The 24,831-nt window shown below is 66.0% G+C and carries 20 protein-coding genes; 4 read left to right on the forward strand and 16 right to left on the reverse strand.

Annotated features, from left to right (window positions below; genetic code table 11):
* The 6 genes from AKJ09_RS02705 to AKJ09_RS02730 all read right to left on the reverse strand — a co-directional run bounded on the left by AKJ09_RS02705 (nucleotide 1) and on the right by AKJ09_RS02730 (nucleotide 7,681).
* Nucleotides 1-2,520 carry a DUF5682 family protein gene (locus AKJ09_RS02705; protein WP_146645614.1) on the reverse strand — a complete coding sequence of 840 codons (2,520 nt, stop codon included), beginning with the start codon at nucleotides 2,518-2,520 and terminating at the stop codon, nucleotides 1-3.
* A gap of 15 nt (nucleotides 2,521-2,535) precedes the next feature.
* Nucleotides 2,536-3,720 (reverse strand): ATP-binding protein, encoded by a 1,185-nt coding sequence (locus AKJ09_RS02710; RefSeq protein WP_146645615.1) that lies wholly within the window; start codon nucleotides 3,718-3,720, stop codon nucleotides 2,536-2,538.
* A gap of 5 nt (nucleotides 3,721-3,725) precedes the next feature.
* Nucleotides 3,726-5,204, reverse strand: a complete 1,479-nt coding sequence (locus tag AKJ09_RS02715) for a hypothetical protein (protein WP_146645616.1) — start codon at nucleotides 5,202-5,204, stop codon at nucleotides 3,726-3,728.
* A gap of 16 nt (nucleotides 5,205-5,220) precedes the next feature.
* Nucleotides 5,221-5,706, reverse strand: a complete 486-nt coding sequence (locus tag AKJ09_RS02720; protein WP_146645617.1) for a hypothetical protein — start codon at nucleotides 5,704-5,706, stop codon at nucleotides 5,221-5,223.
* Between the two features lie 222 nt (nucleotides 5,707-5,928).
* On the reverse strand, nucleotides 5,929-6,963 hold the full coding sequence (locus AKJ09_RS02725) for an NAD(P)-dependent alcohol dehydrogenase (RefSeq protein ID WP_146645618.1): 1,035 nt from the start codon (nucleotides 6,961-6,963) through the stop codon (nucleotides 5,929-5,931).
* A gap of 46 nt (nucleotides 6,964-7,009) precedes the next feature.
* On the reverse strand, nucleotides 7,010-7,681 hold the full coding sequence (locus AKJ09_RS02730; RefSeq protein ID WP_146645619.1) for a fatty acid desaturase: 672 nt from the start codon (nucleotides 7,679-7,681) through the stop codon (nucleotides 7,010-7,012).
* 188 nt (nucleotides 7,682-7,869) lie between these two features.
* Between AKJ09_RS02730 and AKJ09_RS02735 the strand changes: the two genes are divergently transcribed.
* From AKJ09_RS02735 to AKJ09_RS02745, 3 genes are read left to right on the forward strand one after another with little or no spacing between them, the layout of a single operon-like run.
* Complete coding sequence (locus AKJ09_RS02735) at nucleotides 7,870-8,955, forward strand: SRPBCC family protein (protein ID WP_146645620.1); 1,086 nt, start codon at nucleotides 7,870-7,872, stop codon at nucleotides 8,953-8,955.
* Nucleotides 8,956-8,966: 11 nt separating this feature from the next.
* Complete coding sequence (locus tag AKJ09_RS02740) at nucleotides 8,967-10,556, forward strand: sensor histidine kinase (protein ID WP_146645621.1); 1,590 nt, start codon at nucleotides 8,967-8,969, stop codon at nucleotides 10,554-10,556.
* The gene (locus tag AKJ09_RS02745) at nucleotides 10,553-11,941 is read left to right on the forward strand and encodes a sigma-54-dependent transcriptional regulator (protein ID WP_146645622.1); all 1,389 of its coding nucleotides are present in this window, start codon (nucleotides 10,553-10,555) and stop codon (nucleotides 11,939-11,941) included. The genes AKJ09_RS02740 and AKJ09_RS02745 overlap by 4 nt, the downstream gene beginning before the upstream one ends.
* 14 nt (nucleotides 11,942-11,955) lie before the next feature.
* Here AKJ09_RS02745 and AKJ09_RS02750 read toward each other — a convergent pair whose 3' ends face one another.
* A complete protein-coding gene (locus AKJ09_RS02750; protein WP_146645623.1) occupies nucleotides 11,956-12,870 on the reverse strand; it encodes a hypothetical protein in 915 nt (304 codons plus the stop codon).
* Nucleotides 12,846-13,859, reverse strand: a complete 1,014-nt coding sequence (locus AKJ09_RS02755) for a hypothetical protein (RefSeq protein WP_169927197.1) — start codon at nucleotides 13,857-13,859, stop codon at nucleotides 12,846-12,848. Before AKJ09_RS02755 ends, AKJ09_RS02750 begins: the two co-directional genes overlap by 25 nt.
* Nucleotides 13,860-14,585: 726 nt before the next feature.
* Between AKJ09_RS02755 and AKJ09_RS02760 the strand changes: the two genes are divergently transcribed.
* Nucleotides 14,586-15,737: an NAD(P)/FAD-dependent oxidoreductase gene (locus AKJ09_RS02760; protein ID WP_146645625.1), complete on the forward strand. Its 1,152-nt coding sequence runs from the start codon at nucleotides 14,586-14,588 to the stop codon at nucleotides 15,735-15,737.
* Nucleotides 15,738-15,752: 15 nt separating this feature from the next.
* Here AKJ09_RS02760 and AKJ09_RS02765 read toward each other — a convergent pair whose 3' ends face one another.
* The 8 genes from AKJ09_RS02765 to AKJ09_RS02795 form a co-directional block, all read right to left on the reverse strand.
* Nucleotides 15,753-17,567 (reverse strand): IgGFc-binding protein, encoded by a 1,815-nt coding sequence (locus AKJ09_RS02765; protein ID WP_146645626.1) that lies wholly within the window; start codon nucleotides 17,565-17,567, stop codon nucleotides 15,753-15,755.
* 19 nt (nucleotides 17,568-17,586) lie between these two features.
* Nucleotides 17,587-18,948 carry an RCC1 domain-containing protein gene (locus AKJ09_RS02770; RefSeq protein WP_169927198.1) on the reverse strand — a complete coding sequence of 454 codons (1,362 nt, stop codon included), beginning with the start codon at nucleotides 18,946-18,948 and terminating at the stop codon, nucleotides 17,587-17,589.
* The gene (locus AKJ09_RS52610) at nucleotides 18,945-20,141 is read right to left on the reverse strand and encodes a WD40/YVTN/BNR-like repeat-containing protein (RefSeq protein WP_169927199.1); all 1,197 of its coding nucleotides are present in this window, start codon (nucleotides 20,139-20,141) and stop codon (nucleotides 18,945-18,947) included. Before AKJ09_RS52610 ends, AKJ09_RS02770 begins: the two co-directional genes overlap by 4 nt.
* Nucleotides 20,138-21,244 carry a sialidase family protein gene (locus AKJ09_RS02775; RefSeq protein ID WP_146645628.1) on the reverse strand — a complete coding sequence of 369 codons (1,107 nt, stop codon included), beginning with the start codon at nucleotides 21,242-21,244 and terminating at the stop codon, nucleotides 20,138-20,140. The genes AKJ09_RS52610 and AKJ09_RS02775 overlap by 4 nt, the downstream gene beginning before the upstream one ends.
* Entirely contained in the window at nucleotides 21,241-22,401 is a 1,161-nt protein-coding gene (locus tag AKJ09_RS02780; RefSeq protein ID WP_146645629.1) for a hypothetical protein, read from the reverse strand. Before AKJ09_RS02780 ends, AKJ09_RS02775 begins: the two co-directional genes overlap by 4 nt.
* A 23-nt stretch (nucleotides 22,402-22,424) precedes the next feature.
* A complete protein-coding gene (locus AKJ09_RS02785) occupies nucleotides 22,425-23,192 on the reverse strand; it encodes a hypothetical protein (protein WP_146645630.1) in 768 nt (255 codons plus the stop codon).
* Complete coding sequence (locus AKJ09_RS02790) at nucleotides 23,189-23,716, reverse strand: RNA polymerase sigma factor (RefSeq protein WP_169927200.1); 528 nt, start codon at nucleotides 23,714-23,716, stop codon at nucleotides 23,189-23,191. Before AKJ09_RS02790 ends, AKJ09_RS02785 begins: the two co-directional genes overlap by 4 nt.
* A gap of 79 nt (nucleotides 23,717-23,795) precedes the next feature.
* Nucleotides 23,796-24,821, reverse strand: a complete 1,026-nt coding sequence (locus AKJ09_RS02795) for a hypothetical protein (RefSeq protein ID WP_146645632.1) — start codon at nucleotides 24,819-24,821, stop codon at nucleotides 23,796-23,798.
* Between the last annotated feature and the right edge of the window lie 10 nt (nucleotides 24,822-24,831).

Genomic DNA, 24,831 nt, shown 5'->3' on the forward strand with positions numbered 1-24,831 from the left:
TCAGAACTCCCAGCTCTTCATCATTTCGGCCACGCGCGTATCGAGCATCACGAGCTGCTGAGCCGCTTCCACCGTCGTCTCGAGGCGCGCGATCGTGTCGCCTTCTTCGGCTCGGAGCCCGTAGCGAACGGCCACGCGATCGGCGAGCGACACGCGAACGCGATCATGCATTCCTTCGAAGGCACCGCGCGTCTGCGGGAGCAACGTGAGGAACTGCTCCCACGCGGCAGCCTTGAGGAGCTCGTCGATGGCGGCGACGATGGCGTCGGCACCGAGCATGACGGCCGTGCGGCTCGTCTGCAGAACGCCGGTGAGGAACTCGCCACATGTCACGAGTACCTCGGGCCGAGCCTTGGCGAAGGCCGCCACTTGCGCGGCAAGTTCCGCGGTGGTCTGGATGCGAAGCTCGGTCAATACCCCCGAAAGCGCACCGCGCAGAAACGGCGCTTCCGAATACAGAAATGCCGATTTGGCATTCTCGACGAAGAGCTCTCGATCGAACGATTCCCCGCGCTCGCCAAGGAGGACTTCGGACAAGCTGCGAATGGCGGACACTACATCGCCATGCTCCTCGGGAGGGGCGTTCGCCGCGTCGGGCATGGCAAAGCAGGCTCGACCGAAGCAACGATCCACGAGCTCGGCGACGACGTCCGTGGAGAGACCGCGCCTCTTGGTGTGCGCCTCGAGCAGGACGAGATCGGTCAGCGCGCGGGCGAGCGGCGCGAGGCGTGCATCCGAATCGACGGCTTCACCAGCCACCTGCTGGAGCCGCTGCACCATGCCTGGCAGGTCCATCTTCGACGCCTTGAGCAGGCGCCCCGTGATCTCGTCGACGGCCTGTCCCGTGGCGCCGAGCTCGTCGTCGAGTCGTGCCAGAGCGGCGGCTTCGACGGTGTCACCGTGGAGATTCTTCTCGGCCAGCTCGCCATCGACCTTGGGAGACCACGCGATGCGCCACACTTCTCGGAACAGCGTGCTCTCCTGCCCGGCGGAGACGAGCTCGACGTAGGGAATCTCGATTTGGGCGAGGCGGTGGAAGAACACCGACCGCCGTTCGTCGAGCGGCTTTCGCAGGTCGAGCGTGAGCTTGGTGCGCGCGTCCTTGGCGATGGAATCGCCGAGTTCGAGCTCGTCGACCTGCTTGTAGAAGTCGTGGACGAGCGGCAGACGTCCGAGCGCGGGCGTGACCCGACCGAGCGCCGAGCCCGTCTCGACGGTGACCATCGCCTTGGCGAGATAGCGGCCCTCTTGCGCCATCGAGCCCTTGCAGCAGCAGGCGATGAGGCCGTCGCGCACGTCGTCGAGCGAGGGGCTCTTGCGACCGCGAAGGCTCGCCAGCATGCGGGCGTGCTGGCTCGACGAGATGGCGTCGGCCGACGAGAGAAGCTCGCCATCGCCCCGGGCTTTGGCGAGCACGGCCACGATGTGATCGACCATCGCGAGCGGCGCCGCGTCGGCAGGTGACTCGAGCGAGCGCTCGAAGAGACGCGCATACCACGCCGGGGCGCGATTTCCCGCACCGTAACCGGTGAGGTCGCTCGTGCGCGCGTACGAATAGGGCGTGACCGTGGTGTAGACCGTGCCCTTCGGAATGGCGCGCTCGGGCCCGAGCTCGCGTGCCATGAAGAGGTGGAAGCCTCCGCACACCATCATGGCCTTCGACGCCGGAATCTTCCGCTCGCCGAGCGTCTTCGTGATCATCCGCAACATGTGCGACTCACGAAGGAACGTGCCGTCGTTCTCCATCTGTGCGCGAGGCGTGGTTGCCCGTACGGCCGCGCAGAAGTAGGCCAGCTCGGCCCGGAACGACTCGACATCGGTGAAGCGTTCGGGCGCTTCGAAGAGCGCGTCCCAGCATTCGTCCCACGAGCGATAGCCGGCGGCCGCCGCGAGCCCCTTGTAGAGCGAGCTCTCGACGGCGAGCGTCTCCCACGAAGGCATCGTCGACGAGGCCTCTTCGGGCGAAGGCTCGGCATCTTCGCTCGCAGCTTCGATCGCTTCGCGCGGGACTTCGGAAGCGCCCTCCTCGGGAATCCCTCGCTCCGCACGACTTCGCACGAGCGCGTGCGACGGCAAGTCGACGAACACCACCTCGGCGCCGAGCTTCGCCGCTTCTTTCATGGCGACGTATTCGGGCGAATACGGCAAAAGCGGATACCAGGACGCAAACTTCGCCGGAATGTCGGGCCCGGGGCTCGCGATGCCGGCGAGCCCGAGCACGTTGTCGTCGTCGCGATACGACGAATAGATCGCCACGGGCGGCTTCGTCTTCGGATCGACGATGTGGGTGACGAGCTCGGACGCGTCGGACGGTCCTTCGATGAAGATGATCTCCGGCGTTCGCTCGCGAATGGCGGTGCGCAGATGCCGCGCGACCGCCGGCGAGTGATGCCGAACCGGAAACCAATAGAGCTCTTCGCGGAGAACGGCGTCGGCATTCTGCCGAATCTTCTCCACGTCGAGACCGCAGAGCGCACCCTCGCCTTCCGTGAGGACTTCTTCGATTCGATCGACCGGCACGCGTTGTCTCCGACGTCAGCCCTTGAGCGATTGCGTGGCGGCGTCGTGGAAGGCCTTCCACGTGGTGTCGGTCGCAGCACGCTTCTTCACGACGAGATTGAGATACTCCTTGAGCACCTTCACGTCGCCGAGGTCTTCCTTCACCACCGAGCCGACGAGATTGCGCCCCACCTCCGCCGGACCGACGATGCCCGATCCGAAATGCCGACTGTGAATGGCGGCGTCGAGCGCGACACCAATGGCCTCGGCCGTCGAGAGCGTGGTGGTGGGCTTCTGGACCTTCACACCGTCGCTGGTGACGCCCTCACGCAGCTCGCGGAACACCGTAGCAAGCAAGTCGAGAACCGGCTTTTCGACCTTCGCGGGAATGCGGTAGCGCGCGAGAAGCTCGGCCGAGCGCGTACCAACGATTTCGACTTCGGTCTTCTGATCGGCCACGACCGGGATGTGCACGTAGTTGAAGCGACGCTTGAGCGCCGCCGAGAGCTCGTTGACACCTTGGTCGCGCGAGTTCGCGGTGGCGATGATGTTGAAGCCAGGGCGCGCAAACACCATGTTCTCGCCGGGGAGCTCGGGCACCGCGATGGCCTTGTCCGAGCAGATCGAGACGAGCGCGTCTTGGACGTCGCCCACGCAGCGTGTGATCTCTTCGAAGCGGAAGAGCTTCCCACCGCGCATCGCGATCATGCACGGCGACGCGATCATGTTCTCCGGTTTGGGCCCCTCGGCGATGATTCGCGCGATGTTCCAGGAGTACTTGATCTGCTCCTCGGTGGTTCCGGCCGTGCCCTGAATCGTGAGTGTGGAGTTGCCACAGATGGCCGCCGCGAGATGCTCGGAGAGCCAGCTCTTGCCCGTGCCCGGGTCCCCCACGAGCAAGAGTGCGCGCTCGCTCGCCAGCGTGACGATCGAGCGCTCGACAATGGTGTCGTCGCCGAAGAACTTCCGCGTGATGGGCACCTCGACGGTCTTGCCGTCGATCGTGGCCTTGAGCGGCTTCTTGGTGCCGGTGACGTACGCGAGAACGGACCTCGGCGAGAGCAGCCACGGTGCGGGGGCTTCGCCTTCGTCGTTCTGGCGGAGCGCCTCGAGCTCGACGGCGTACTTGATCTCGGCAGGCTCCCGCAGGACCTCCGACGCCTTCGCCTCACGGCTGTCGTTCGTCTCGATCACGTCGTCGGTCTTCTTCTTCGCGGCCATCGCTCTCAACCACCCAGATTCAAGCTGCCCAGCAGGGCAGAGAGATTGATGTTCTCGTCGGACAAAAGAATGTGCTCGGGCCCATCGGCGTCAAGCAGGGATATCGGAGCAAGAACGAGCTGCCCGAATTCGTAATGAACGGCGCCGAGCAACGAAGGACGGTTCTTCTTCTTCTTCGCCGCCGTCTCGAGTGTCTTTTTGAGGCGCTGCCCTTCTTCACCACTCGGCAAGGTGACGCTGAAGGAGAGGCCGGGGATGAGGATCAAGAGACCTCCGTCGGGCGCGGGTCCGAGGGCCCACTCCTCGAGGATGACCTCTTCCTGCATCTCGACGGCGAGGTCGAGCGGCGATGGTGCGTGCTTGTCGACGCGAGCCGCGGCTCCGTCGGGATCCCACGTGTAGTGCGAAGACCACGCGTCGTAGTCGGCGCCGCCCGTCACCGTGCTCTTCGGGCCGAGAACGAGCCGGCCGCCACCTCGCCCGTCTTCGAGGACCGCGGCTTCGGTGATGGACACCTTCGACTTGGCGACCAGGACCTTCGGCGCGAACTTCTGCGGCTGCGGAAGATGGAGGTACGCCTCCGGGGGCACCCCCGCCTTTCGCGCGAACACGAGGCTGTAGACGAGAGCCTGGCCCACGAGCGATGCGCGTGCCGACTTCACCACGCGCAGGCGAAAGTCGAAGCTGCACGCCGCCGCCGTTGCGCGCTTCTGCACTCCGAGCGTGACCACCTCGAGTGCGCCGACCGGCTTCGGCGCCGAGGCCACGCCGAGAGTCAACGAGCCGACGAGGCGCGCGTCTTTCTTGCCAATCGCGAAGTGGGTGCCCTTGGCGAGAAGCCACGAACGATGGAGGAAGAAGGAGTACCGCCGCGCGGCGAACGTGCCGTCGTCGGCCAGGAAGCGACCGATCTCCTCGTTCACGTAACGAAGCGACGCGCCGAGGCGCAGGAGCTTGCGACGTGAAGCTTCCTTGAACGCGTGATCGAGCCGCGTACGCGTGGCCTGACTCGCGCTCGTCAGGCCGGTTCGCACGAGGTCTTCGACGAGCTTGGTGAGCTCACCGAGAAGCTCCACGGCCCCTTTCGGATCCTCGAGCGGAGGCGGAAGCGCGGCGGGGCTCTCTGCCGGTGGCTCCTTCTTCGTGGGCTCCTGGTCCTCGTCGTCGTCACGTGACGCTCGGTAGGTGGCCCACGCGCCGCGCGCGGCCTCCAGGCTGAGCACCCGTTCGAATGCGTGCAGGCTCGTGTACGCCGACAAGAACTTGGTCGCGGCATCCTTCGTGTCGGCATCGGCCGCGCGCAAAGCCGCTCGCAACCGCGTCGCCACGTGATGCGCGCCGACACGCTCCCACTCTTCCGTTCGTGCTTCGAGACCGCGGCGGTCGCCCTTGCTCGACGTGGCCAATCCTCGAACGAATGCCGTTTCGATATCGGACCGAATCGCGTCCGCGGTCCGTCCGACCTCCTCGAGCTGCGCGCTCATCGAACCTCAGAACCGCTCAGAGCGCGTAATAATCCTCGGGGATCGTCTCTGTCGGCCGCCAATCGATCTCTCCCGCCTCGGCGCCCTTGTATTTGACGAACGTGGCGCTCATCGCGTCCTTGTCGAGTGCCGGCTTCTTTCCGGCTGCAGACTTGGCCCACTTCGAGAGCACGTCGGCGTCGGCCGCGCCCGCTTGCGCGAGGCCGACGAGAAGAACGAGGAGATGCTTGCATGGCTTGCCACGGAGGCCGCCGCAGACGTTCAAGTTCTGCGTGCAGCACATGAATGCTCCCTGGTCGCTGATCTTGCACGCGTAGAAGAGCGAAGCGTCCGTCTGGCTTTTGACCACGCCCGTGACGTGCCCGTCGGTCACTTCGCTGAAGAGCTGGAAGCGATCCGCCTTGAGCATCTTGCGCACCTTGTCCATGCGCCCATCGCCCGTGGCCTTGTCGAGTTGCTCGATGAGCTTCGGGAGGTCGACCGTCTGCTTGGTGCTTGCCATCCTTCTCTCGCTCCTGGCTGCGCTTTTCGTTCCCGGAGGATATTCACGATACACGTGATCGGCGCGCGTTTATTCAAGCGGTGACGCCGATTTCACGCCGGGCACGAACGATTCCACGGGCGCCATGCTGCGACGCGTGGCGAGACTACGCGCAGAACCGTAAAGACCTTCCCACGTCGGACCTTCGCATACACGCGAAGTCGTTCGAGCAAGGCATCGACTCTACGGCACGATGACGGCGCGGCCGCGGATCTTGCCTTCGTGGAGGCGCTCGTAAGCGCGGGGCGCATCGTCGAGGCTGTACGTCTCGATTTCGACTTTCACGGCGCCCTTCCGGGCGAGCTCGAGCACCTCGATGAGCTCGCTGCGCGTTCCCCAGTACGGGGACGACACGCTCACTTCGTACGCGAGATCGAAGAATCCGACGGGGACGCTTCCACCTCCGATGCCGACGATGCGGATGTCCGCAAGGACGCCGGCAACCTTGGCGGCGAGCTTCGTGGTCGGGGGAGCGCCGACGAAGTCGAAGACCGCATTGGCACCACGACCGCCCGTGAGGTCACGAATCGCGCCTACGGCAGCATCGTTGGAGAGGAGCGCGTGGTCGGCCCCGACCTCGCGGGCGAGGGCGAGCTTCTCTTCGTTGACGTCGAGGGCCACGATGGTCGAAGAGCTCAGCGCCCGAACGAGCTGAATGCCGACGTGCCCCAAACCACCCGCGCCGATGACGACCGATGTGCTTCCGGGCACGAGCTTCGGCAGCGACGTCTTGATGGCGTGGTACGGCGTGAGCCCGGCGTCGGTGAGCGACACGTTCTTCACCGGATCGAGATCACGAAGCGGAACGAGATGCCGCGACGAGTCGACGATCATGTATTCCGCCATGGCCCCCGGCGAGCCGAGTCCAGGAGGCATGATCTTCAGCTCCTGCGCACGAAGGCAGTAGTTCTCCATGCCCTGCGCGCAGTTGTGGCAAAGCCCACATCCCCACGGGCCGTAGACGGCCACGGATTCACCGACGGACACGCCCGTCACGCCCGCTCCGAGCTCGGCCACGACACCGGCGCCTTCGTGGCCGAGGGTCAACGGCAAGCCGTAGACGTACTTCTCCTTCGGCAAGCTCATGATGAACTCGTCCGAATGGCAGACGCCGGCGGCGGTCACCTTCAGCAAGACCTCGCCCGCTTTCGGTGCGGGCTTGGGAATCTCGACGACCTCCGGCTTGGCTCCGATCGACCTGTACTGAAGCGCTTTCATGCGTGGTTCCTCGTGACGTCCCACGATGCGAAACACGTGCGCACGATCACGAGGCTGAGGCGCCGAGGTCGAAGACCGAACCATTCGCGCGCGCGTGATGCTCGTCGTGGAACACGAAGGAGAGAACGAGCGGCGAGCGCGTCCAGGTCAACCGCCTGGCGAACGCGAGCAGGTGGGCCGGCGCTCGATGCGGCAGGCGCCCGGCCCAGAGCGGAACCGTGCTCTGCGCGAGAATGCATATCAGGGCATACGCTCTCGGGGCTCCCCCCATGCGAAGCGACGTCGCCAAGAACGCGACCACGAGCGCCCACTCCACGAGCTGCCGCCTTCGCAGCCCAGCACGAGAGCGCGCGAACGCGACGAACGGCAGGGCGAGGTAGGACGCCGGCGAAGCCAGCGCCGCGCTCAGCCATGAAACGCGGAGCGCGCGGCCCTCGACGTCGTCCGGCGCGCCCGGACGCGCATGGTGAACGAGATGGAGGACGCGCGCGGCCGAGCCGCTCATGCCCATCAGCACCGCGCCGAGCGTGAGTGCGAGCTCATTGAGCCAGCGAGGCAGACCGAGCACGCGATGCATGGCGTCGTGCGCGAAGGCGAAGACCGAGACGAAGAGGAGCGCGCCGGCTACGCCGCGCACGAGCCACGCGTCGGTCGTCACGAGCAAGGCGAACGGAACGACGGCATGGGCAGCGTGGAGGAAGACGAGCGAGCGTCGCATGGCCGCCCGATTGCGGGGCTCGTGCCATCGCCGCCCAACGCGCTTTCTTGCGTACGAACCATCGAGGACTGTCCACGCCGTTGGCAGTCGGCTCACCGAACTTGTCCACGCCTTGGACAGCACGGCGCGATCGCCCTCGAAAATAGCCCTCGTTGCGCACGGCCCCGAGGTTGCAATCGAGGGGCGCCATGCTCGGTCCGTCCGTTCTCCTTCTCCTCGTCGGCCTGCTCGGAGCGTTCGACATCGCGTACTTCCACAGCTGGAAAGGACGCCTCGTCGCCCGCGCGGAATGCCGAACCGAGGTGTGGATTCACGTCCTTCGCGGCTTCGTGTACGCGATCCAGTTCGTGGTCGTACCGAACGTGGAGTTCCACGGTCGCTGGGTGTGGGCGCTCGCGGCCCTCTTCGCGGTCGACGTCGTCGTCGGTGTCAGTGACATTCTCGTCGAGCCCGAGAGCCGCGCCTCCCAAGGCGGCATCTCTGGCCCCGAATACCTGATTCACATGATTCTGAGTGTGCTCGTGGGCGGCGAGCTCTATGGCGTCGCGCGGACGGCGCTTGGCTGGGTCGCCCAGCCGTCGGAGCTCGTGTTCAGTTCGCACGTCCCCGACGCACTCCGCCTCTTCCTCGCCGTGATGGCCGTCGGCTCGCTCGCTTGTGCCCTGCTCGAAGCAGCACTCATCCACGAATCGACGCGCCCCGCGGCTGCACCTCTCCACGTTCGCGTGCGTCTTGCAGCAACGCTCGAGCGCGTGTGGAACGTCACACAAGATCACCGTCTCCACCCCACGTGGGACCATCGCTTCGATCGCATCGTGATGGATCACGAGACGGACGACGCGTCCGCGACCGAGCTCGGCACCCCCGACCCACGAATCCAGACCGGCACGACGATGCGCTACGAAAAGACGCTGCTCGGCATGACCATTCGCGGCTACGGGCGTTACAAGCTCCACAAGCCGATGCGCCAATCGACGTTCGAATTCGGCTCGAGTGACCCGCGTTCGCTCATCGAAAAGGGCGTGGGGCTCTGGCTCTACACCGACCTCGGAGACGGGCGCGTGGAGATGTCGACCTCGTACACCTACGAGCCCCGCTGGGGCCTGTTCGGACGGCTCTTCGACCGATGGGTGTTCCGGCCCGCGTTCCAGCGCTACACCGAGGCGAGCTTCCGGCGACTCGCACGACGCTTCTTCGCGGAGGAACGCCCGCACGTGCTCGGACGCGAGGGCCGCCGCCCCGAGCATTTCACGACCTCCCCGGTCTCGTGCTAATTCGTGATCGCTTGGCCCCTTCGACGTACGCGCTGCTGTCGCTGTGGGCGTCGACCCTCGCCGTGGGGTTCTCCGCCCTTCGTATGGGTCGCGGCCCCGCGCGGGTGCTGGCACTTCCGTCGATCCTGCTCGGCGCCTGGGTAACCGGTCTGCTGCTCCTGCAAACCGGCACCCACGACGCCCTCGCCGAGCGCCTTCTTCCGTTCGGCATGCTGCTCGCGGGCGCGTTCGTCCAGGCCGCGTCCACGCTCTCCGGTGGTTCGAAGCGCCTCGTACGGATCACCTGGGCCGCCGCCTTCGCCGTCGCGCTCCTCGGCCTCGCCGCCCCGAGATTGCTCTACGGGCCGGGCGCACGCGGGGCAGGCCCTGTCTTCTGGCCGCTCGGCGCCGTGTGCGCGCTCGGTTCGGGCTCGATGCAGCTCTGGCACCTGTCGATGATTCGAAGGGCACCGGCCTCCGAGCGGCTGCTTCGCGGAGCGCTCTTCACGGCGAATCTGTTTGCAGCCCTCGGTGGCGCATGCGCCATTGCGCTGTACGTGACCGGCCTCGCGCCGCTCGGCTTCGCGACGGCACCTCTCTTCGTATCGGTCGTCGCATCGGCCGTGGCCGTTCACCAGGCCGAGCCGCCGCGTGTACGCGCGATGATCGTGCAGTCGTTCGTGCTGGGGCTCGGAACGGCCGCCCTCACGGCGTTCGCTCTGGCCGCGATGTATGCCCTCTTGCCTCGCCTCGCCCCTGGCGCCGAGGCCGCGTCGCCGCTGCTCGTCCTCGTGCTCTTCGTGCTTGCCCTGCCCCTCGATCCGCTGCGTCAGGCGCTCGTCGATCGGGCGGCGGTGGCTCTCTTTCGACGTCCGATCGCCGCGCGTGAGCTCTCCGTCGCCATCGAAACGGAGGAAGCGCGGGCCGATCATGCCGAGCGCCTTGCCGAGCTCGGGCGCATGGCTAGCGCCGTTGCGCACGAGATTCGAAATCCGCTTGGCGTGGTGCTGGCCGAGGCCAAGCTGCTCGAGCGCGAAGGCGCCAGCGCGGAATCGATCGAAGCGATCCGAAACGAAGTCGGACGGGCGCGCCGATTCATGGATGATCTCCTGCGCTACGCCAAGCCGCGTCCGCTCGAGCCCGCCGTCATCGACCTACGCGAAGCGGTCGAGCGAGGAGGCAAGCGCGCACTGCTCGCGCTGGGAGAGAGCGAACGACGACTCTCCCTTCGGAGAGCGAGCGACGACGAACCACGCGTCGACGCCGAGGCCGACGCGGATGCCATCTCCGATGTCGTGGCCAATCTCGTTTCGAACGCTCTCATCGCCACGTCGGAACGTCCCGGCGGCTCCGTGACTGTGACGATCGAAACGTCGCCCGACGCCCACGCCATCGTGGTCGAAGACGATGGCCCCGGGGTTCCCGCCGAGATCGAACCGCGTCTCTTCACGGCCTTCACCACGGGCCGCGGCCGGGACGCCAAGCACCCCGGCACGGGTCTCGGCCTCGCCATCACAGCGCGACTCGTCGAGCGCCATGGCGGAACGCTGCGCCACGAACGACCGCAGGACGGCGGCGCCCGCTTCGTCGTCACGTTTCCTCGATTCGAAAGGAACCGATGAAGAACCGCGAGACAGTGCTGATCGTCGACGACGACGCGGGCTTTCGTCGCGCGTGGAAGCGAATTCTCGCCTCCGACGGCTTCGACGTCCTCGAAGCCGGAACCGCGCCCGAAGCCCTGACGGCATTCGAACGCGCGCGACCTCGGCTGGTCGTGCTCGATCTCATGCTTCCTCCCTCGGGCACGCCGGAAGCAGGCGCCGAGCTGCTCGGTCGAATGCTCGGTGCATGCCCGCAGGCCAAGGTGGTCGTCGTCTCCGGCACGGGAGATACGGCGCTATCGCTCTCCCTCGTCCGTCGTGGTGCCTACGACTTTCTCGCCAAGCCGGTCGACCCCGACGTGCTCTCGGCCGTGCTCGCTCGGGCTCATGCACGGCTCGTCCTCGAAGATCGCGTGCGTGATCTCGAGACGGCCGTCCCCACGGAGGCGGGCGGAGCGCTCGGCCGATCGCCGGCCTTCGTCGCGGCCAAAGATCTCGCGGTGCGTGCCGCCAAGACGGACGTTCCCGTCCTCCTCACCGGGGAATCGGGTACGGGAAAGGAAGTCTTCGCGCGGCTCGTCCACGCGAGCAGTCGCCGCGCGCGTGAGCCCTTCGTCGCGGTGAACTGCGGCGCGATCACCCCGAGCCTCCTCGAGTCCACGCTGTTCGGTCACAAGAAGGGCGCGTTCACCGGCGCCACGTCCGACGCGAAGGGCCTCTTCGTCGAAGCGAACGGCGGCACGCTGTTTCTCGACGAGATCGGCGACCTCGCAACCGACCTCCAGGTGAAGCTCCTGCGCGCGCTCGAGGCCCAGGAGATCTTGCCGGTCGGCGCGAGCAAACCCGTGACGGTCGACGTGCGCGTGGTCTCCGCGACGCATCGTCCGCTACCAGAGCTCATTGCGTCGAAGGCCTTTCGTGACGACCTGTATTGGCGAATTCGGGGCATCGAAATCGCGCTTCCGCGCCTCGCCGAGCGCTCCGAAGACCTCCTTGTACTCTCCCAGCACTTTCTCAATCAGGCACGCGCGCTCGTGCCCGGCGCCGGTGCTCCTCGCCTTTCGCCCGAGGCACGCCGCTGCATCGAGCAATATCCTTGGCCGGGAAACCTCCGCGAGCTGCGCAACGAGATGCAGCGCGCACTCGTGCTGGCGGGGGGGCGCGAAGAGATCCTGCGCGACGATCTGTCGCCCGACGTCCAGGGCACGGCCACCCCGCTGGAAGGCGCCACCGAGCATGACGACGACGAGGGCGGATCGCTCGAGGAAAAGGTCCAGCGGCTCGAACGACGGGAGATTCTACGTGCCCTCGCGGAGACGGCGGGTAACAAGAGCCACGCCGCCGAGCGCCTCGGCTTGTCCCGTCAGGGGCTGCTCAACAAGATGGCTCGCTTCGGTATCCGCTGAACGCTGCCGAGAGCTCACTTCACGGGCGTCGTCGGAGCGCACGTCGATGTGCCAGCGCCGACGATGAGGATGCCCGCATTCTGCACGGCGACGGTCGACGTATCCGTGGCCGGCGTGTAGCGGGTGACGGTCGACGTGTTCTCACCCGTGAAGATCCAGAAGTCGCCGGCCCACTGCGTGAAGGCAAAGGCCACACGCTCGCCGAGGGCCGTGGTGCGATAGGTGACCTTGGGCGCGCCCGTCGTCTTGTCGTATCCGGTGATCGCGCCCGAGAACGGACTGAACCCGTAGAGATCGGCACCGATGCTCGTGAGCTCGTTGCGACTGAACGAGAGCGAGCCCTTCACGTCGAATGCAAACGTGTTGGTGTCGAGCGCGGCGAGGGCGTCGCCCGCGACGAACAAGGTCTCTTCGGTGGAGTCCGGGGCGTTCAGCGCGTAGCCCATGCCGAACGTCTCGAAGCCCTTTCGCCCCGGCGGGAATGCCGTCGGCAGGCACCTCGCGTCGCGCGTGTCGACGATGAAGAGGCGGCCATCCTGGAACTCGACCCAGGCCGTGCCGCGACGGTCGACGGCCATCGAGAACGTACTGCTCGTCGTCGGACAGCCGACCATGCCGACCAGCACGAACTTCAACGTCTCGGGGTAGAAGCGGTAGAGCCCCTTGTCCGCTGCGAGGACGTAGATCTGCTTCGTCTCCTCGGTGCATTCGTCGGAGTACGGAAACCCGGCGGCCTCGGCTCCGGCTTCCGAAAACGAGCCTTGGGGCTCCGGCTCCACGGGCGCTCCGCTGTCGACGTCGGCGATCTGCTCATCGCCCGCTGCGCAGCCGCTCGTCGTCGCCAGCCACGACGTGGCGGCGGCAAGCCCGAGGGCGAGGCCGATCCCGTGAAGGTTTGCGACGTTCAGTGGACGACGGGAGTTTCGCATGGCTTGGTCTGGCATTGCCCGCTGATGCAGGGTTGACCCGCGGCGACGTCACACGACGTCTTGCAGGATCCGCAGTGCTTCTGATCTCTCATGAGGTCGACCTCGCAGCCGTCGATGGCCCTACCGTTGCAGTCGGCGAAGCCAGGAGCGCACACGTACGTGCACACGCCGTCCTGACAACCTGGACTGCCCGACCTCGAATCGATTCCTGGACATTGATGTCCGCACGCTCCGCAGTTCTCGACGTCCGAATTCAGATCGACGCACGACGGAGTGCTCAGGAACACCGACAGACCGCACTTCGTGAGTTGCGGGGGACAGAGGCAGACGCCAGCGACGCAATCCTGGCCAGCGGAACATGCATTGCCGCAAGCACCGCAGTTGGCCGGATCGGTCTGCAAATCGACCTCGCAGCCGTCGCCACAGAACAATTGATTGCAATCAGCGAAGTGAGGTTTGCAGGCGAGGTTGCACGAGGAGCCGCCACATAGCCACGCGGTGTTGGGCGGCGAGAAACCGGGCCCGCATGTCCATCGCGGGTCGTCGCGATCCGGCGCGGAGCAGACACTTCCGCAAGCTCCGCAGTTTTTCTGATCCGAGGACGTGTTGACACACGTGTCCCCGCACTGCGTGAACCCCTTCGGACACCCGCACGCGGCCTTCCAGCAGACTTCACCATCCTTGCAGGCGTTCCCGCACGCACCGCAATTGGCCGGGTCGTCGACGAGGACTGTCTCGCAACCATCGTCTGCCAAATGATTGCAATCCGCATGCAACTCGGAACAGACGAGGCGACACTGCCCTTGGCTGCAGATGTACGAAGCGTTGTCCGAACGCGAGGGACAGCGGTTGCCACACGCACCGCAGTGGTCGACGTCTTCGTCGAGATTGATGCTGCAGGGCACCTTCGCCGAGCACGTGGCGAGCGGCGCTGGGCACGCGGTGTCGATGCAGCCCGTATTCGCCGCGCCACCGTCGGCGGGGATCAACCTGCCCTCGTCGACATTGTCTTGCAGGGACTTCGCACACGAGGCTTGGAGCAAGATGGCGACGCCGGCAGCGAAAGCGAGCCAACGCGTGACTCGCGTAGCCCGTGCGGCCCGTGCGACTAGCCCTGTCTCGCGCTCCGTCGCTCGCCCTCTCGTTCGATCGCCACGCGGTCCGGTCATCATGGAGTGCGTTCCCGACGCAGGTGTCGTGCCGACACCTCGTGGCTACCATGACGCCTGCCGAAGGAAAGCGCTGCAGAAATCGAACTGTTAGGAAATGCGAATGAACGCATCTCCGGACCAGTGCTTGTCCGAGCGCGCCGTGGGCCATGTTTCCTCGAAAGAAATGGGCGGTCTTCGAAAGCCTCCGATTTTGCCGATAGAAAACTAACGGTGACGCTGCCGTGCTAGCGCCCCACGCGGGGCGTTCGTTGACATCTCTGGCCTCGTGTGGCCGGCGGCATCGCGGACGTGCCATCGAGCGGCACACGCTCTTTGCGACGCTGCTGTCCTTGCAACGTGCACGCGTTGCCATGCCGCTTCGACACGACACGATGCGACGCCACGTAGGTCTCCTTCGTCGATGCCGGAACCACCGCACTCGTTCCGCCCGCGCGCTCGTCTCCCGCGCCGGTGCGATCGAGGGCAACACTCGAATGTCGGGGATGACGAACACGCCGGGGCCTCCTTAGAATCCTCGCGTCAGCTCCTGAAGGAGGTTCGAGGATGGGCAACACGAACGACGTGATCGTGGTGGGTGCAGGGCCCGGCGGCTCGACCGCTGCGATCGGACTCGCACGACGCGGCGTTCGCGATGTTCTCGTTCTCGATCGCGACGAGTTCCCTCGCGACAAGACGTGCGGCTCGGGCCTCTCGCCGAACGCCATCGCGCTCGCCGACGAGCTGGGCCTCGGCGACGAGCTGCGCCGGCGCTCCGTTCCCATGCTCTCCGTGAAGATCGTCACGCCCGGCGGGCGATCGATGGTGCTCGCCGGCAACGCCGCCGCGGTCATTCTTCTGCGTCGCGACTTCGACGACATGCTTCTCCGCCGCGCGGAGTCGCTCGGCGCGCGCTTCCAGGGCGGCGTCAAGGTGATCTCGCTGCTTCGAGAGAACACGCGCGTCGTCGGCGTGAGATTGGCCGACGGCACCGAGCGCCGCGCGCGTTACGTGATCTGTGCGGACGGAGCCCATTCGATCTTCTCGATGGATCCACGCCCGAAGCGCTCGATCTCCACGCTCATGGGCTGGTGGGAAGACGTCGACGTCGTCTACGGCCAGGCGGAGATGATCTTCGACGAATGCGTGTCTCCGCTGTACGGCTGGCTATTTCCGGAGAGCGCCACGCGCGTGAACATCGGAGTCTGCATCGAGGGTCAGGACAAGAACGGCGAGAAGACGAAACGGAACGTCCGCGACGTCTTCGCCACGTTCCTCGATCGCCACTATCGCGATCGTCTGAAGAACGCGCGCCAGGTCGGACCCCTCAAAGGACATCCGATTGCCTACACAACGTGGGTCTCCCACTGCACCGCGCCCGGTGCGCTCTTTCTCGGCGAGGCCGCACGCGTCACCCACAATGCCACGGGTGAGGGCATCTCGCAGGCGATGCAGAGCGGGCTCTACGCGGCAGACACCATCGCGAGCGTGCTCTCCGGCGCGGTGGGCGAAGAAGAGGCCATGCGCACGTACACGTGGAGGCATCGGAAGCGATTCACGGCGGGGTTCCTCGCAGGCCACGCGCTTCGCGCCGTGGTGAAGACGCCCCTCCTCGACGTCGTCGCCGACGTCTCCAACCACCCGTTCGTGCGCTCGAAGCTCGTGCGGATCCTAGGCTCTGCGCTGGCGGGCTCGGAGGTCCACGCCGCTGCCGAATAGCGACGCTCGACTCGTTCAGTGCACCGGCACGTAGACGTTCGTGCGCGGTCGCAGCCCCGTGCCTCCCGGATAGGCGTAGCTCGAATACGGCGCCAGCCCCCAAACGGTCAGCGCGAACGGTACCTCGCTCGTGATGCGGTGTGCGCCGTCCGTGCAGGTGCCGGCATCGTACTTCTGCGGCTCGCCGTGACGCGTGAGCTCCACGAACGTCCACTCGAACTCGTCGGAGATCGGCGTCCATCCCGTGAGAGCGCCTGCGCAGTCGAGCGTCACGTCATGGAACACGCCGCCGACTTTGCGCCGCGTCACGAAGACCGAGCTGAGCTGATAGCTGAAGTCGGTAAAGAAGCCGTAGCTGTCGAGCCACTGATCGGTCGCGACCGTCATCGACGTTTCGGGATCGCCTTGCGCGGCAGACGACGCCGCGGCTCCCGTCATCACAAGGCTGACGTGGAACGGATGCTCGGCATCCTGACTGCGGACGACGAACGGGTCGTCGACGAAGAACACGGCGAGCTGCCCGAGACCGAGCGTGTCGGGCGAGCCCGGCGGACGTCTCGGTTCGTAGACGAGCTTCGTGCCATCCGCGGCCCCGACGATGCGAACCACGCTCGGATCGCGCTCCTTCGACTCACCACGTGTTTCGAGCTGGGGGCGACGGGGCGCCGGAATGACCGCATACTCGTGCCCCCAGGCGGAGAGCGGTGGAATCTGCTCGTTGTCGATGTCGGCGCAGCACACGTCCTGCGGAGCGAACATCTTGGAGTTGCCCCCGAAGAGCCCCACCGGTTTGTCGGACTCGAGAATCGACCCGGTGAGGTCGTTCACCTGCATCACCTGCACCATCTCTCCGCGCTGGAGCTTGAGGTTCGTGATGCCACCTCTGGATGTTGGCTCGATGCCACCGCCACCGACCAGATCGGTGCTCGGTCGGAAGGCCACCGTGGTGTCGTTCTCGACGGCCACGATCTGGAGTGTCGGCTTCCCGGTCAAGCCCCCGACCCGTCCCGACGACCCTGGGAGGACTCCGATTCCGAACGTGTCGCTGAGGCCGCCCCACGAGCTCACCGCGATGTAGTTCTTCCGGAACGACGTCGTCGGGAAGAGCAACGTCGCGCTCGGGAACACGCTCGGTGCACCGCCGTACGGAAGGATCGAATACATGGAAACGGGAACGTCGGTGCTGGCGAGCGTCACCTTCGTGAAGCCCGGGCCGAACACGCCGTAGTCCTTGTTCAACGCAGGCGTCACGAAGGCAGGGCAATCGATACGATTGTTCGCGGTGGTCTTTTCCGCCGAAACGAAGACGACCGCGCTTCCGCCAGGAGGAATCGGCCCCTCGAGCTTCGTGTGCTCGACGACGCCATTCACCACCGAAGGAACCCAGACGGCTCCCTCGAGCGGAAGATCCTTGCCATCGAACTCGAGACGAACCGTCGCAGGCGAGGTCCAATTGTTCGCCACGAAGACGGCGGCGCAGCCTCCTCGTCCATCGCCGATGCTGTTGTTCACGGGCACGGCGAACGAGCACCCCATCGAGCCTTCGTTGGCTGCCGCCGCCGCGCATGGGGGAACGCAATCACCGTTCGCGCATGCGTTGTCGTCACTGCACGTTCGGATGGTCTTGCCTTCGCAGTCGACGATCGAACGCAGGTCAGGCGAGCACGCCAGGCCAGTGCAGCCAACCTCGGGCGCAGCGTCCGATTCTCCGAAATCCTTCGTGTCCTCACCGAACTTCGCGGGACCTTCGGACGAACATCCCGTCCAACCCGCGAAGGCGGCCACGCTGGCGGCAGTCACCCAGAACAAATGAAACTTCAGAGTGCGCATGGGATCCTCACTCGATCGATCACGGGAAGTCGACGACGGCGGACTCCGGGTGCACGTCCGCGTCACGCGCACCGCGACCGAGTTGGCCGAACAAATTGTCTCCCCAGCAGCGAACGGTTCCGCTGCGCAGGAGCGCGCATACTGAGGCGTCCATCACGCCGACCGCGACGACCTGCTCGTCGAGCCCTTGGACGACGCGAGGCGTTGGTCCGTCACGGCCATCCAACCTCCCGAGCTGCCCGCTCTCGTTCGCTCCCCAGCATAGGAGCTTGCCGTCGGCATCGATGGCGCAGGTGTCGTTGCCTCCGGCGGCGATGGCGACGGGGTAGACGTCTTGGGGGAGCACCACCCGAGCAGGGAAAGGCTCTTCGGCGCGCAGGCCGGTCCCAAGCTGGCCCACGTCGTTGCTGCCCCAGCACTCGATGCGTCCGGGGGAGAGGGCACATGCATGGTGGGCGCCGGTGACCACGCTCGTCACGCCGGTGACGGCGAGCTTGTCGGGCACTGGATTCTTCGACAGCGAGGCGCTGCGTCCAAGCTCGTCGGCCGTTGCTCCACCCCACGAGAGAACGTCACCGCTCGTCGTGACGGCGAAGCCCGAGCGCGACGTTCCCGCGAAGGAACGCACGCCGTCGGTGACGCGGTCCGCGAGGGCGGGCAGCCAGCTCGGCCCCGCATCGGTAGCGAGAATGCGCCCGAGCTGTGCGGCGTCGTTCGCTCCCCACGACCACAGTCGTCCGTCGGTGCCCGAGGCGAGCGCGAAGGTATTGGCGAGAGAAATCGACTTCACCCGAACGCCGGCAACGGCGATGGGATCTGCATGCACGCCGGTCGACGGGCCGGTCTCGCGAGCGAGTTGTCCCGAAATGTCCGAACCGAAGCAGAACAGCGAGTCGTCCGCCCTCACCACGCAGCTCGTTCCGGCCGATCCGCTCCCCGTCGTGGCGACGCTCCTCGCATTCGACAAGCCAGCAACCCGCGTGGGTGCGGTCGCGAACTTGGCGACGGCTCCTCCGTCGTTGCTCCCCGTACCGAGCTGCCCCGAGTCGTTCGATCCCCAGCATCGAGCACTGCCGTCGCGGAGCACGGCGCATGCGTGCGCGCCCCCGCGCGCGGCAAGCTGCGCGACACAAGGGTCGCCAGCGCATTGCACGGCGAAGTCGTAGGGCGGCGGCTCGACGATTCCGCCGTCCGAAGCGTCCGATGTTCCCGAGTCGAGCCCGGGCGCCTTTACGTCGCCGTCCACCGTTCCGGCGTCGTCGGCGCTCGGCGTGGTCGGACGCGGTGTGGCATCGCCTGCCGAGGAGCACGCCACCAAAGCCGCCAACGCGAGCGGTCCGAAGACCGCGAAACCGATCACCCGATGACCTCGGCCCCTCACGGCGCGCCTCCTCTCACGGCGAATCCATCGCCCACGAGCCACATGACCGTCGCGTCGCCCTGGATGCCGAAGATCTTCCGGGGAACGAAGTCGTATCCCATGTCGATGGAGCTTCGTTTCTCGTCGACTCCGTTCCACGTGAGAATCTGCGCGAAGTGGAAGGGAAAGCGCACGTCGGTCCAATCACGCGTCCAGAGCGGCAAAATCGGCGGTGGTTCGATCCTCTGTCCGAGCACCGTCGTCGGATTTCCGTAAGACGTCGCGCGAACGACTCCGTCTTTGCCGGCAATGATGTAGCGCAAATCCGCGATGGCGAACTTCCCGTCGTCCTTCACGAAGCGCTCCAGATAACCGCTCAGCGCTACGCGCTGCGTGGCATCGGGTGAATTGGTGACGGCTCCCGCAACGGGCACGACGCCCTGCGCCTGGGAGAACGACAGATCGAATTCAGTGACGTCGGCGCCGGTCAGCCCGCGGACCCAGGGCACGTGCGGAACGGTTGCATACCGGTCGTCCGGCACGGGACCTTTCACATAGCCGGCAACGTACGTTCCGAATCCCTCACGACCGAAAACGGTGGTGATCTCCAGGTTGGGAATGTCGAACGTCTGCGTCTGGAGCGACGTTCCGTCGAAGTGGTCGACTCCTCCATCGCCGCGGGTAATCCACACGTCGTCGTCCGCCGTGCCATAAATGGCGCGAATGGTCCCGATATGATTCGTCTCGACGCGCGACCAAGAATTGCCCTCACCTCGACGCAGGAGATTTCCGCCTTGACCGGCCGCCCAGACGCTCGTTCGCGTGGCCCAGATGGCATAAAGCGGGTGATTGCCCTGATAGGAAATCGACCACTGATTTCCATCCCAGTGGAGAACGACCCCCTCTTCCGTCACGCTCCAAACGTCGTTCGGATCCACCATCCACACGGCGCGAAGCGATAGCGGTTCACCCCAAGACGAAGTCGGCAATCGGGTTTCGCAGTAACCACTGTCGCCGCAGACGAGAGCCTTCTCGGCATCGAGGTCCACCGGAGGAGGCCGCCCGTCCGTCGCCGCGCCCGCGTCATCCGCGGGGCTTCCGCCGTCGTCGTGGGGAACGTCGGGGCTCGGTGAGACATCGGGCGGGTCGTCTCCGGTCGTCGCGCAGGCCGCGATGCACATCAAACCCACGGCCGCATATCCGATGGCTCTCATGGCAGCGCTCCCCAGTGGAACATCGCGAGCTCACCGCCGATCCAGACGTCGTCGGAAGCCGAGCCCCAGATGGTTTCGAGACGACCGTGATAGTCGCCGACATCGATCTTCGACCAACGCTCGCCGTCGAAGTGAAGAACCGTGCCCTCTGGCCCGGCTACCCAGACGTCGCGGTCGGAGAAGCCGAAAACCGCCTCGAGCTCGACCGAAGTCCCGGAGTCCTGCGCGTGCCAGGTCGCTCCGTCGTAGTGGAGAATCGTGCCGCCTGCACCGACGGCCCACAGGTGCTCGTCGTGTCCCCACGCGGCCTTGAGATTCGCCTGCGACCCGACAGATACGAACTCGCCGGTGCCCAAGGGTGTTACCGGGTAGCGGACGACCTTCGCATGATCGCCGACGAGCCAGAGTGCGTGGTCCGGCACGAGACAGCTCGCCCGAGGCATCATTTCTTCGGGCGACGCCGCGGCCGCTTCGGGGTCCACGCCGGGAATGAGGGGCCATGCCGTCGCCTCGACCTCCTGGGCATCGAAGTCGACGATCTTCACGAGCGGAGGCACGAGCGGGGAGTACTTCGTCGTTCGCAAGAGCGCGAGGTACGCATCGCCATTCGGAAGAACGGCGACGCCGCTCAGGGTATGCGGCGTCCCGAGCTGCATCCTCCGTACGGTGCCTGGCTCCGCGCCACGTCGCGTGACGAAGTTTCCTGCGATCATCCAGAGCTCGTCGGGCGTGAGGAACAGACTGGATACGGTCTCGGACGAGTCCGTCACAACGCTCGTCCACGCCTGTCCCCCGTAGTGCATGAGCGCGCCACGAGTCCCCGTGGCCCACACATCGTTCTTCGAGCGTCCACGGATGGCGGTCACGTAGCCGAACGACAGTGGCACTTGCACTTCGCAAAGGTTGCCAGCGGCGCAGGGGAGCGTGGGCCGGTCGGCGTCGCCGGTATCACCGGGCCCCCCCACGCCGGAATCGAGGTCCGGAACCACGGAAGGCGATCCCACGTCCGGCCGGGTTGTCTCGCTCGACGTCGCGCAAGCCTGGACGATCAGAGCGAGTACGAAGGGCGAGAGGATCCCCGCAAGGGTGACGATGCGTTTCATTTCGCCGTCACTCCCGCGTCGCACGGAGCCACGAGACAGGCGCCCTCGTAGCAAGCCTGGCCCGGTTCACATGCATGACCGCACGCGCCGCAATTGCGATTGTCGACGCGCGTGTCCACCTCGCATCCGTTGTCGAGCAGCTCGTCGCAATCGGCGTAATTCGTTTGGCATGCGCCGCCGCACACGCCGGAGGTGCACATCGGCTGATAGTGAGGCCACGCCCCCCCGGGGCAGACGTTGTCGCAACCACCACAGTTCAGGGGGTCGTCGTCGAGACTCCGGCACGCTCCCTCGTTCGGATAGTTCGATATGCAGCGCGTCTGCCCTTCGCCACAGAGGCACTTCCAACCGCCACCGCCGTAACCGCAGAACTTGCCGGCGGGGCACACGTCATCGCACGACACGCAGTGTTCCGGCGTATGGAGATTGGCTTCACAACCGTCGTTCAAGTCGCCGTTGCAATTCTCGCTGTTGCTGTCGTTGCACTTCGGCACCCCGCATGCACCCCCGACACAGCCGTAATGCATCGTGTCGTGGAGCGCCGGCAAGCCGACGCCCGAGGTATCGCACTCGACTCCGCAAGAGCCGCAGTTCGCGTCGTCGCTCTGGAGATCGGTGCACGTCCCGTCGGGACACATGTCCGGCAGTCCGTACGCCTCACAAGCATCGACGCAAATTCCATAATCGCAATCGAATCCTGCCGGACACACCGTGCCGCACGTACCGCAATTCGTCGGGTCGTATTGGGTAAACGTCTCACATCCGTTCGACGGATTTTTGTCACAATTCTGACTCCCCATTCCCCTGCAGCCGAAGACGCATTGACCGTCGACGCACGTCCATTGGGCGGTGAGGTCCACGATTCCGCCACAACGAATTCCGCAGCCGCCGCAGTTCTCGTCGTCGGTCAGCAGATTCGTGTCGCAAGGAAATTTGGAAGACGGGCACGTGCGCCACGGATCGAGGCACGTCGAGGAAGGGCACATGAGCGGCGTCTCCAGAGCCGAGGCGTCGCCGTCCATTCCGGAATCCAACGTCACGAATCGCCCGTCGTCCGTCGGCTCGCTGTCCGCGATGACCACCGGCTCGGAGCACGCAAGAAACGATGCGAGTGGAATGCAGGCAAATGCCGCAAGCCAGGATAGTTTGCGAATCATCGTTGTTCTCCGCGGTGAGCGGGCTAGCGGGAATCTGCCGAAGAAGGCGGCGCGAGTGGCTCGCCGATCGCGCGTTCGAGGCGCGCGACGTACGGCGATCGAGGATGGGCAGTGACGAGCGCGGTCGCGCGCGCCTTGGCGTCCGCGCTGCGTCCGAGTTTCGAGAGCGCTTCGACCGCGATGACTTCGCGCTCTTGCACGAGCTCGCCGTTCGGGAACGTTCGAGCGTGTTCCTGCGCGAGAGACAGAGCGCCTCCCGGGTTCACGGCAAGCGCGTCTTGGGCGTGACGAACGAGCGTGAACTCACTCTCGCGCGTCGACGTGACTCGGGTGGCCTCCGGCGACGGTGACGCGGGCTGCGCCGCGCGAGCGGTCTCGGCGTGCACCGTCGCGGCCACCGGTGCCGACGACGGAAGGGCATCGACGGGAATCGAGGGCATCTCGGTCGTTGGAGGTGCAGGCGGCTCCGCGGAAGGCGCAACGGAGGGAACGCGATTCTCGACGACGCTCGACGACGGCGGTGTCTCCACGCCGTGCGTCCGTGCAGTGAAGACACCGAGGCCGATGCCAACGAGGGCAACGAGGCCGACCTTCGCGAACGTGGTGCCACGAGAAGCCGTGATGCCGCGCGCCGCGGACGCGTAGACGCTCGTGGCCGCGAGTCGTTCGGCCATGCCGGCCGTCGTCTTGGTGGTTGGCCGCCGCGCGCGAGAGGCACGGACCAGACGGGCGAGCTCGGCGGACTCCCCTTCCCCTTCGGACAGGCGCGGCGGATCGGTGTCGAAGTTCATCGTTCCTCGGAGAGCAAGCTCGCGAGCTCGCGGCGCGCGGCGTAGAGTCGGGCATAGGCCGCCGGCAGTTGGCATCCGACGGTCTTGGCGATGTCGCGCATCGACATCTCTTCGATTTCGAAGAGGACGAAGACGGTTCGCTTGTCGTCATCCAGTCGAGCGAGCGCGCGATCGAGTCGCTCGGCATCGAGGCGCGCGGAGGGGTCGGCGTCCACGCCCTCGTCGGGGAGATGCTCCACGACGAGCTCGTGACGGCGGTGCGCTTTGCGCCGATACGCCGAGGCGCATCGACGCGCGATCGCGAACAGCCAGCCACGCGCGTGCTCTCCATCCCACGTGCCGTATCGGCGGTAGGCGATCAGAAAGACCTCATGCGTCTGGTCCGGCAGGTCGGCTTCGCGAACGCCGAGATGACGGAGCGACCGCCACACGTAGTCCACGTGCGCGCGAAAGAACGCATCGAGCTCGGGACGGAGATCCGCCTCGATCGAAGGTCGTTTCGTCAGGCCAAGCGCCACGCTCACGGGCCTTCTATGCACGTGCCCCTTCGCATTTGAAAAACGATGGTCGGTTTTTCTCGAGCCGGTCGAAAGCGCCCCGCGGTCAGCGGAATTCCCAGGCGATCCCCACGGCAAGACGCGTCTCGATCGTTGCAGAACGATGCACGGAGACGATCCGTTCGGGCTGCCGGAGCACGAATTCGTCGGCCACGAGCGGAACGCGAACGTCGGGCAAGACGTCGAGCCGCAAGGTCGAGCTCAGAGGAACACGTCCGAGCACACCCGCCGCAAGCACGCTCACGAAACGCGTTGCGTCATACGACGCACGAAAACCGCGGGTGGTGACGAGCGCCACACCCGCGCGCGCCTCGACGAGGGGAATGAGCTCGAGCCACCTGGAGCGCATCACGCGATAGCCGACGAGTGCTCCCGCATCCAGGTACCGGAACACGGCTTCCCCCTCGGCGGCGCGTACCGAAGGGGACATTTCGAAGCTTCCCTCGAGACCGACGAGGACAGGGGTGGCGAATGTCGCCGTCCAGCGGAGCGCACCGCCGAATCCAATCTCGGGGAGCAAACCGGCACTCATCAGCGCCGAAGCTCCGATCGTCATGGGCACGCGTTCGCGAGGTGGTTGCGATTCGCGAGCGGGTCTCGATGGCCTGTCCGGCAAGACGGCGCGCGGCTCCGTGTCTTCGCTCGTGGCATGTGCATCGGGGCTCGAGGGCGCCGCCTGCGGGCGAGCCACGGCGATCATCATGGCGAGCACGAGGGCGGCCGACTCGGTGATGTCTGCACATCGCGATTCTTCGAAGCGAACGCCGCGCTCGCCGAGCTCGGTCCCGGCAGCGTCGCGGACCTGGAAATCCGCGGTGATCGACGCGCCGGTGACCGTGACGTTCCCTTTCACCAAGAGCTCGGGTGCCCCGCGGGACGGACCTTCTCCCAGCCGCGCGAGCGACGCCTCGACGATTCGCTCGCGCGAAGGACAGCCCTCGGGTGCAGACCAATCCAGTTCGAAGGGTGCCGCCTCGGCGAGGCGTGCGTGCAGCAGCACGAGCCAGCCGAGACCGGTCGCGACCGTCACCGCCATGGCTTTCGTGGTGGCGGCCCGTCTCGACGCACGCATGCCTTCGGGG

Origin of the sequence: Labilithrix luteola, from assembly GCF_001263205.1 — a bacterium.
In the GTDB taxonomy this organism is placed as follows: Bacteria; Myxococcota_A; Polyangia; order Polyangiales; family Polyangiaceae; genus Labilithrix; species Labilithrix luteola.

What these genes read in the sequence shown, in the direction of transcription:
- AKJ09_RS02760 (WP_146645625.1), top strand. Translation starts at nt 14,586, where the DNA reads ATGGGCAACACGAACGACGTGATCGTGGTGGGTGCAGGGCCCGGCGGC.
- AKJ09_RS02735 (WP_146645620.1), top strand. Translation starts at nt 7,870, where the DNA reads ATGCTCGGTCCGTCCGTTCTCCTTCTCCTCGTCGGCCTGCTCGGAGCG.
- AKJ09_RS02730 (WP_146645619.1), bottom strand. Translation starts at nt 7,681, where the DNA reads ATGCGACGCTCGCTCGTCTTCCTCCACGCTGCCCATGCCGTCGTTCCG.
- AKJ09_RS02710 (WP_146645615.1), bottom strand. Translation starts at nt 3,720, where the DNA reads ATGGCCGCGAAGAAGAAGACCGACGACGTGATCGAGACGAACGACAGC.
- AKJ09_RS02745 (WP_146645622.1), top strand. Translation starts at nt 10,553, where the DNA reads ATGAAGAACCGCGAGACAGTGCTGATCGTCGACGACGACGCGGGCTTT.
- AKJ09_RS02795 (WP_146645632.1), bottom strand. Translation starts at nt 24,821, where the DNA reads ATGCGTGCGTCGAGACGGGCCGCCACCACGAAAGCCATGGCGGTGACG.
- AKJ09_RS02720 (WP_146645617.1), bottom strand. Translation starts at nt 5,706, where the DNA reads ATGGCAAGCACCAAGCAGACGGTCGACCTCCCGAAGCTCATCGAGCAA.
- AKJ09_RS02715 (WP_146645616.1), bottom strand. Translation starts at nt 5,204, where the DNA reads ATGAGCGCGCAGCTCGAGGAGGTCGGACGGACCGCGGACGCGATTCGG.
- AKJ09_RS02725 (WP_146645618.1), bottom strand. Translation starts at nt 6,963, where the DNA reads ATGAAAGCGCTTCAGTACAGGTCGATCGGAGCCAAGCCGGAGGTCGTC.
- AKJ09_RS52610 (WP_169927199.1), bottom strand. Translation starts at nt 20,141, where the DNA reads ATGAGAGCCATCGGATATGCGGCCGTGGGTTTGATGTGCATCGCGGCC.
- AKJ09_RS02750 (WP_146645623.1), bottom strand. Translation starts at nt 12,870, where the DNA reads ATGCGAAACTCCCGTCGTCCACTGAACGTCGCAAACCTTCACGGGATC.
- AKJ09_RS02765 (WP_146645626.1), bottom strand. Translation starts at nt 17,567, where the DNA reads ATGCGCACTCTGAAGTTTCATTTGTTCTGGGTGACTGCCGCCAGCGTG.
- AKJ09_RS02785 (WP_146645630.1), bottom strand. Translation starts at nt 23,192, where the DNA reads ATGAACTTCGACACCGATCCGCCGCGCCTGTCCGAAGGGGAAGGGGAG.
- AKJ09_RS02775 (WP_146645628.1), bottom strand. Translation starts at nt 21,244, where the DNA reads ATGAAACGCATCGTCACCCTTGCGGGGATCCTCTCGCCCTTCGTACTC.
- AKJ09_RS02780 (WP_146645629.1), bottom strand. Translation starts at nt 22,401, where the DNA reads ATGATTCGCAAACTATCCTGGCTTGCGGCATTTGCCTGCATTCCACTC.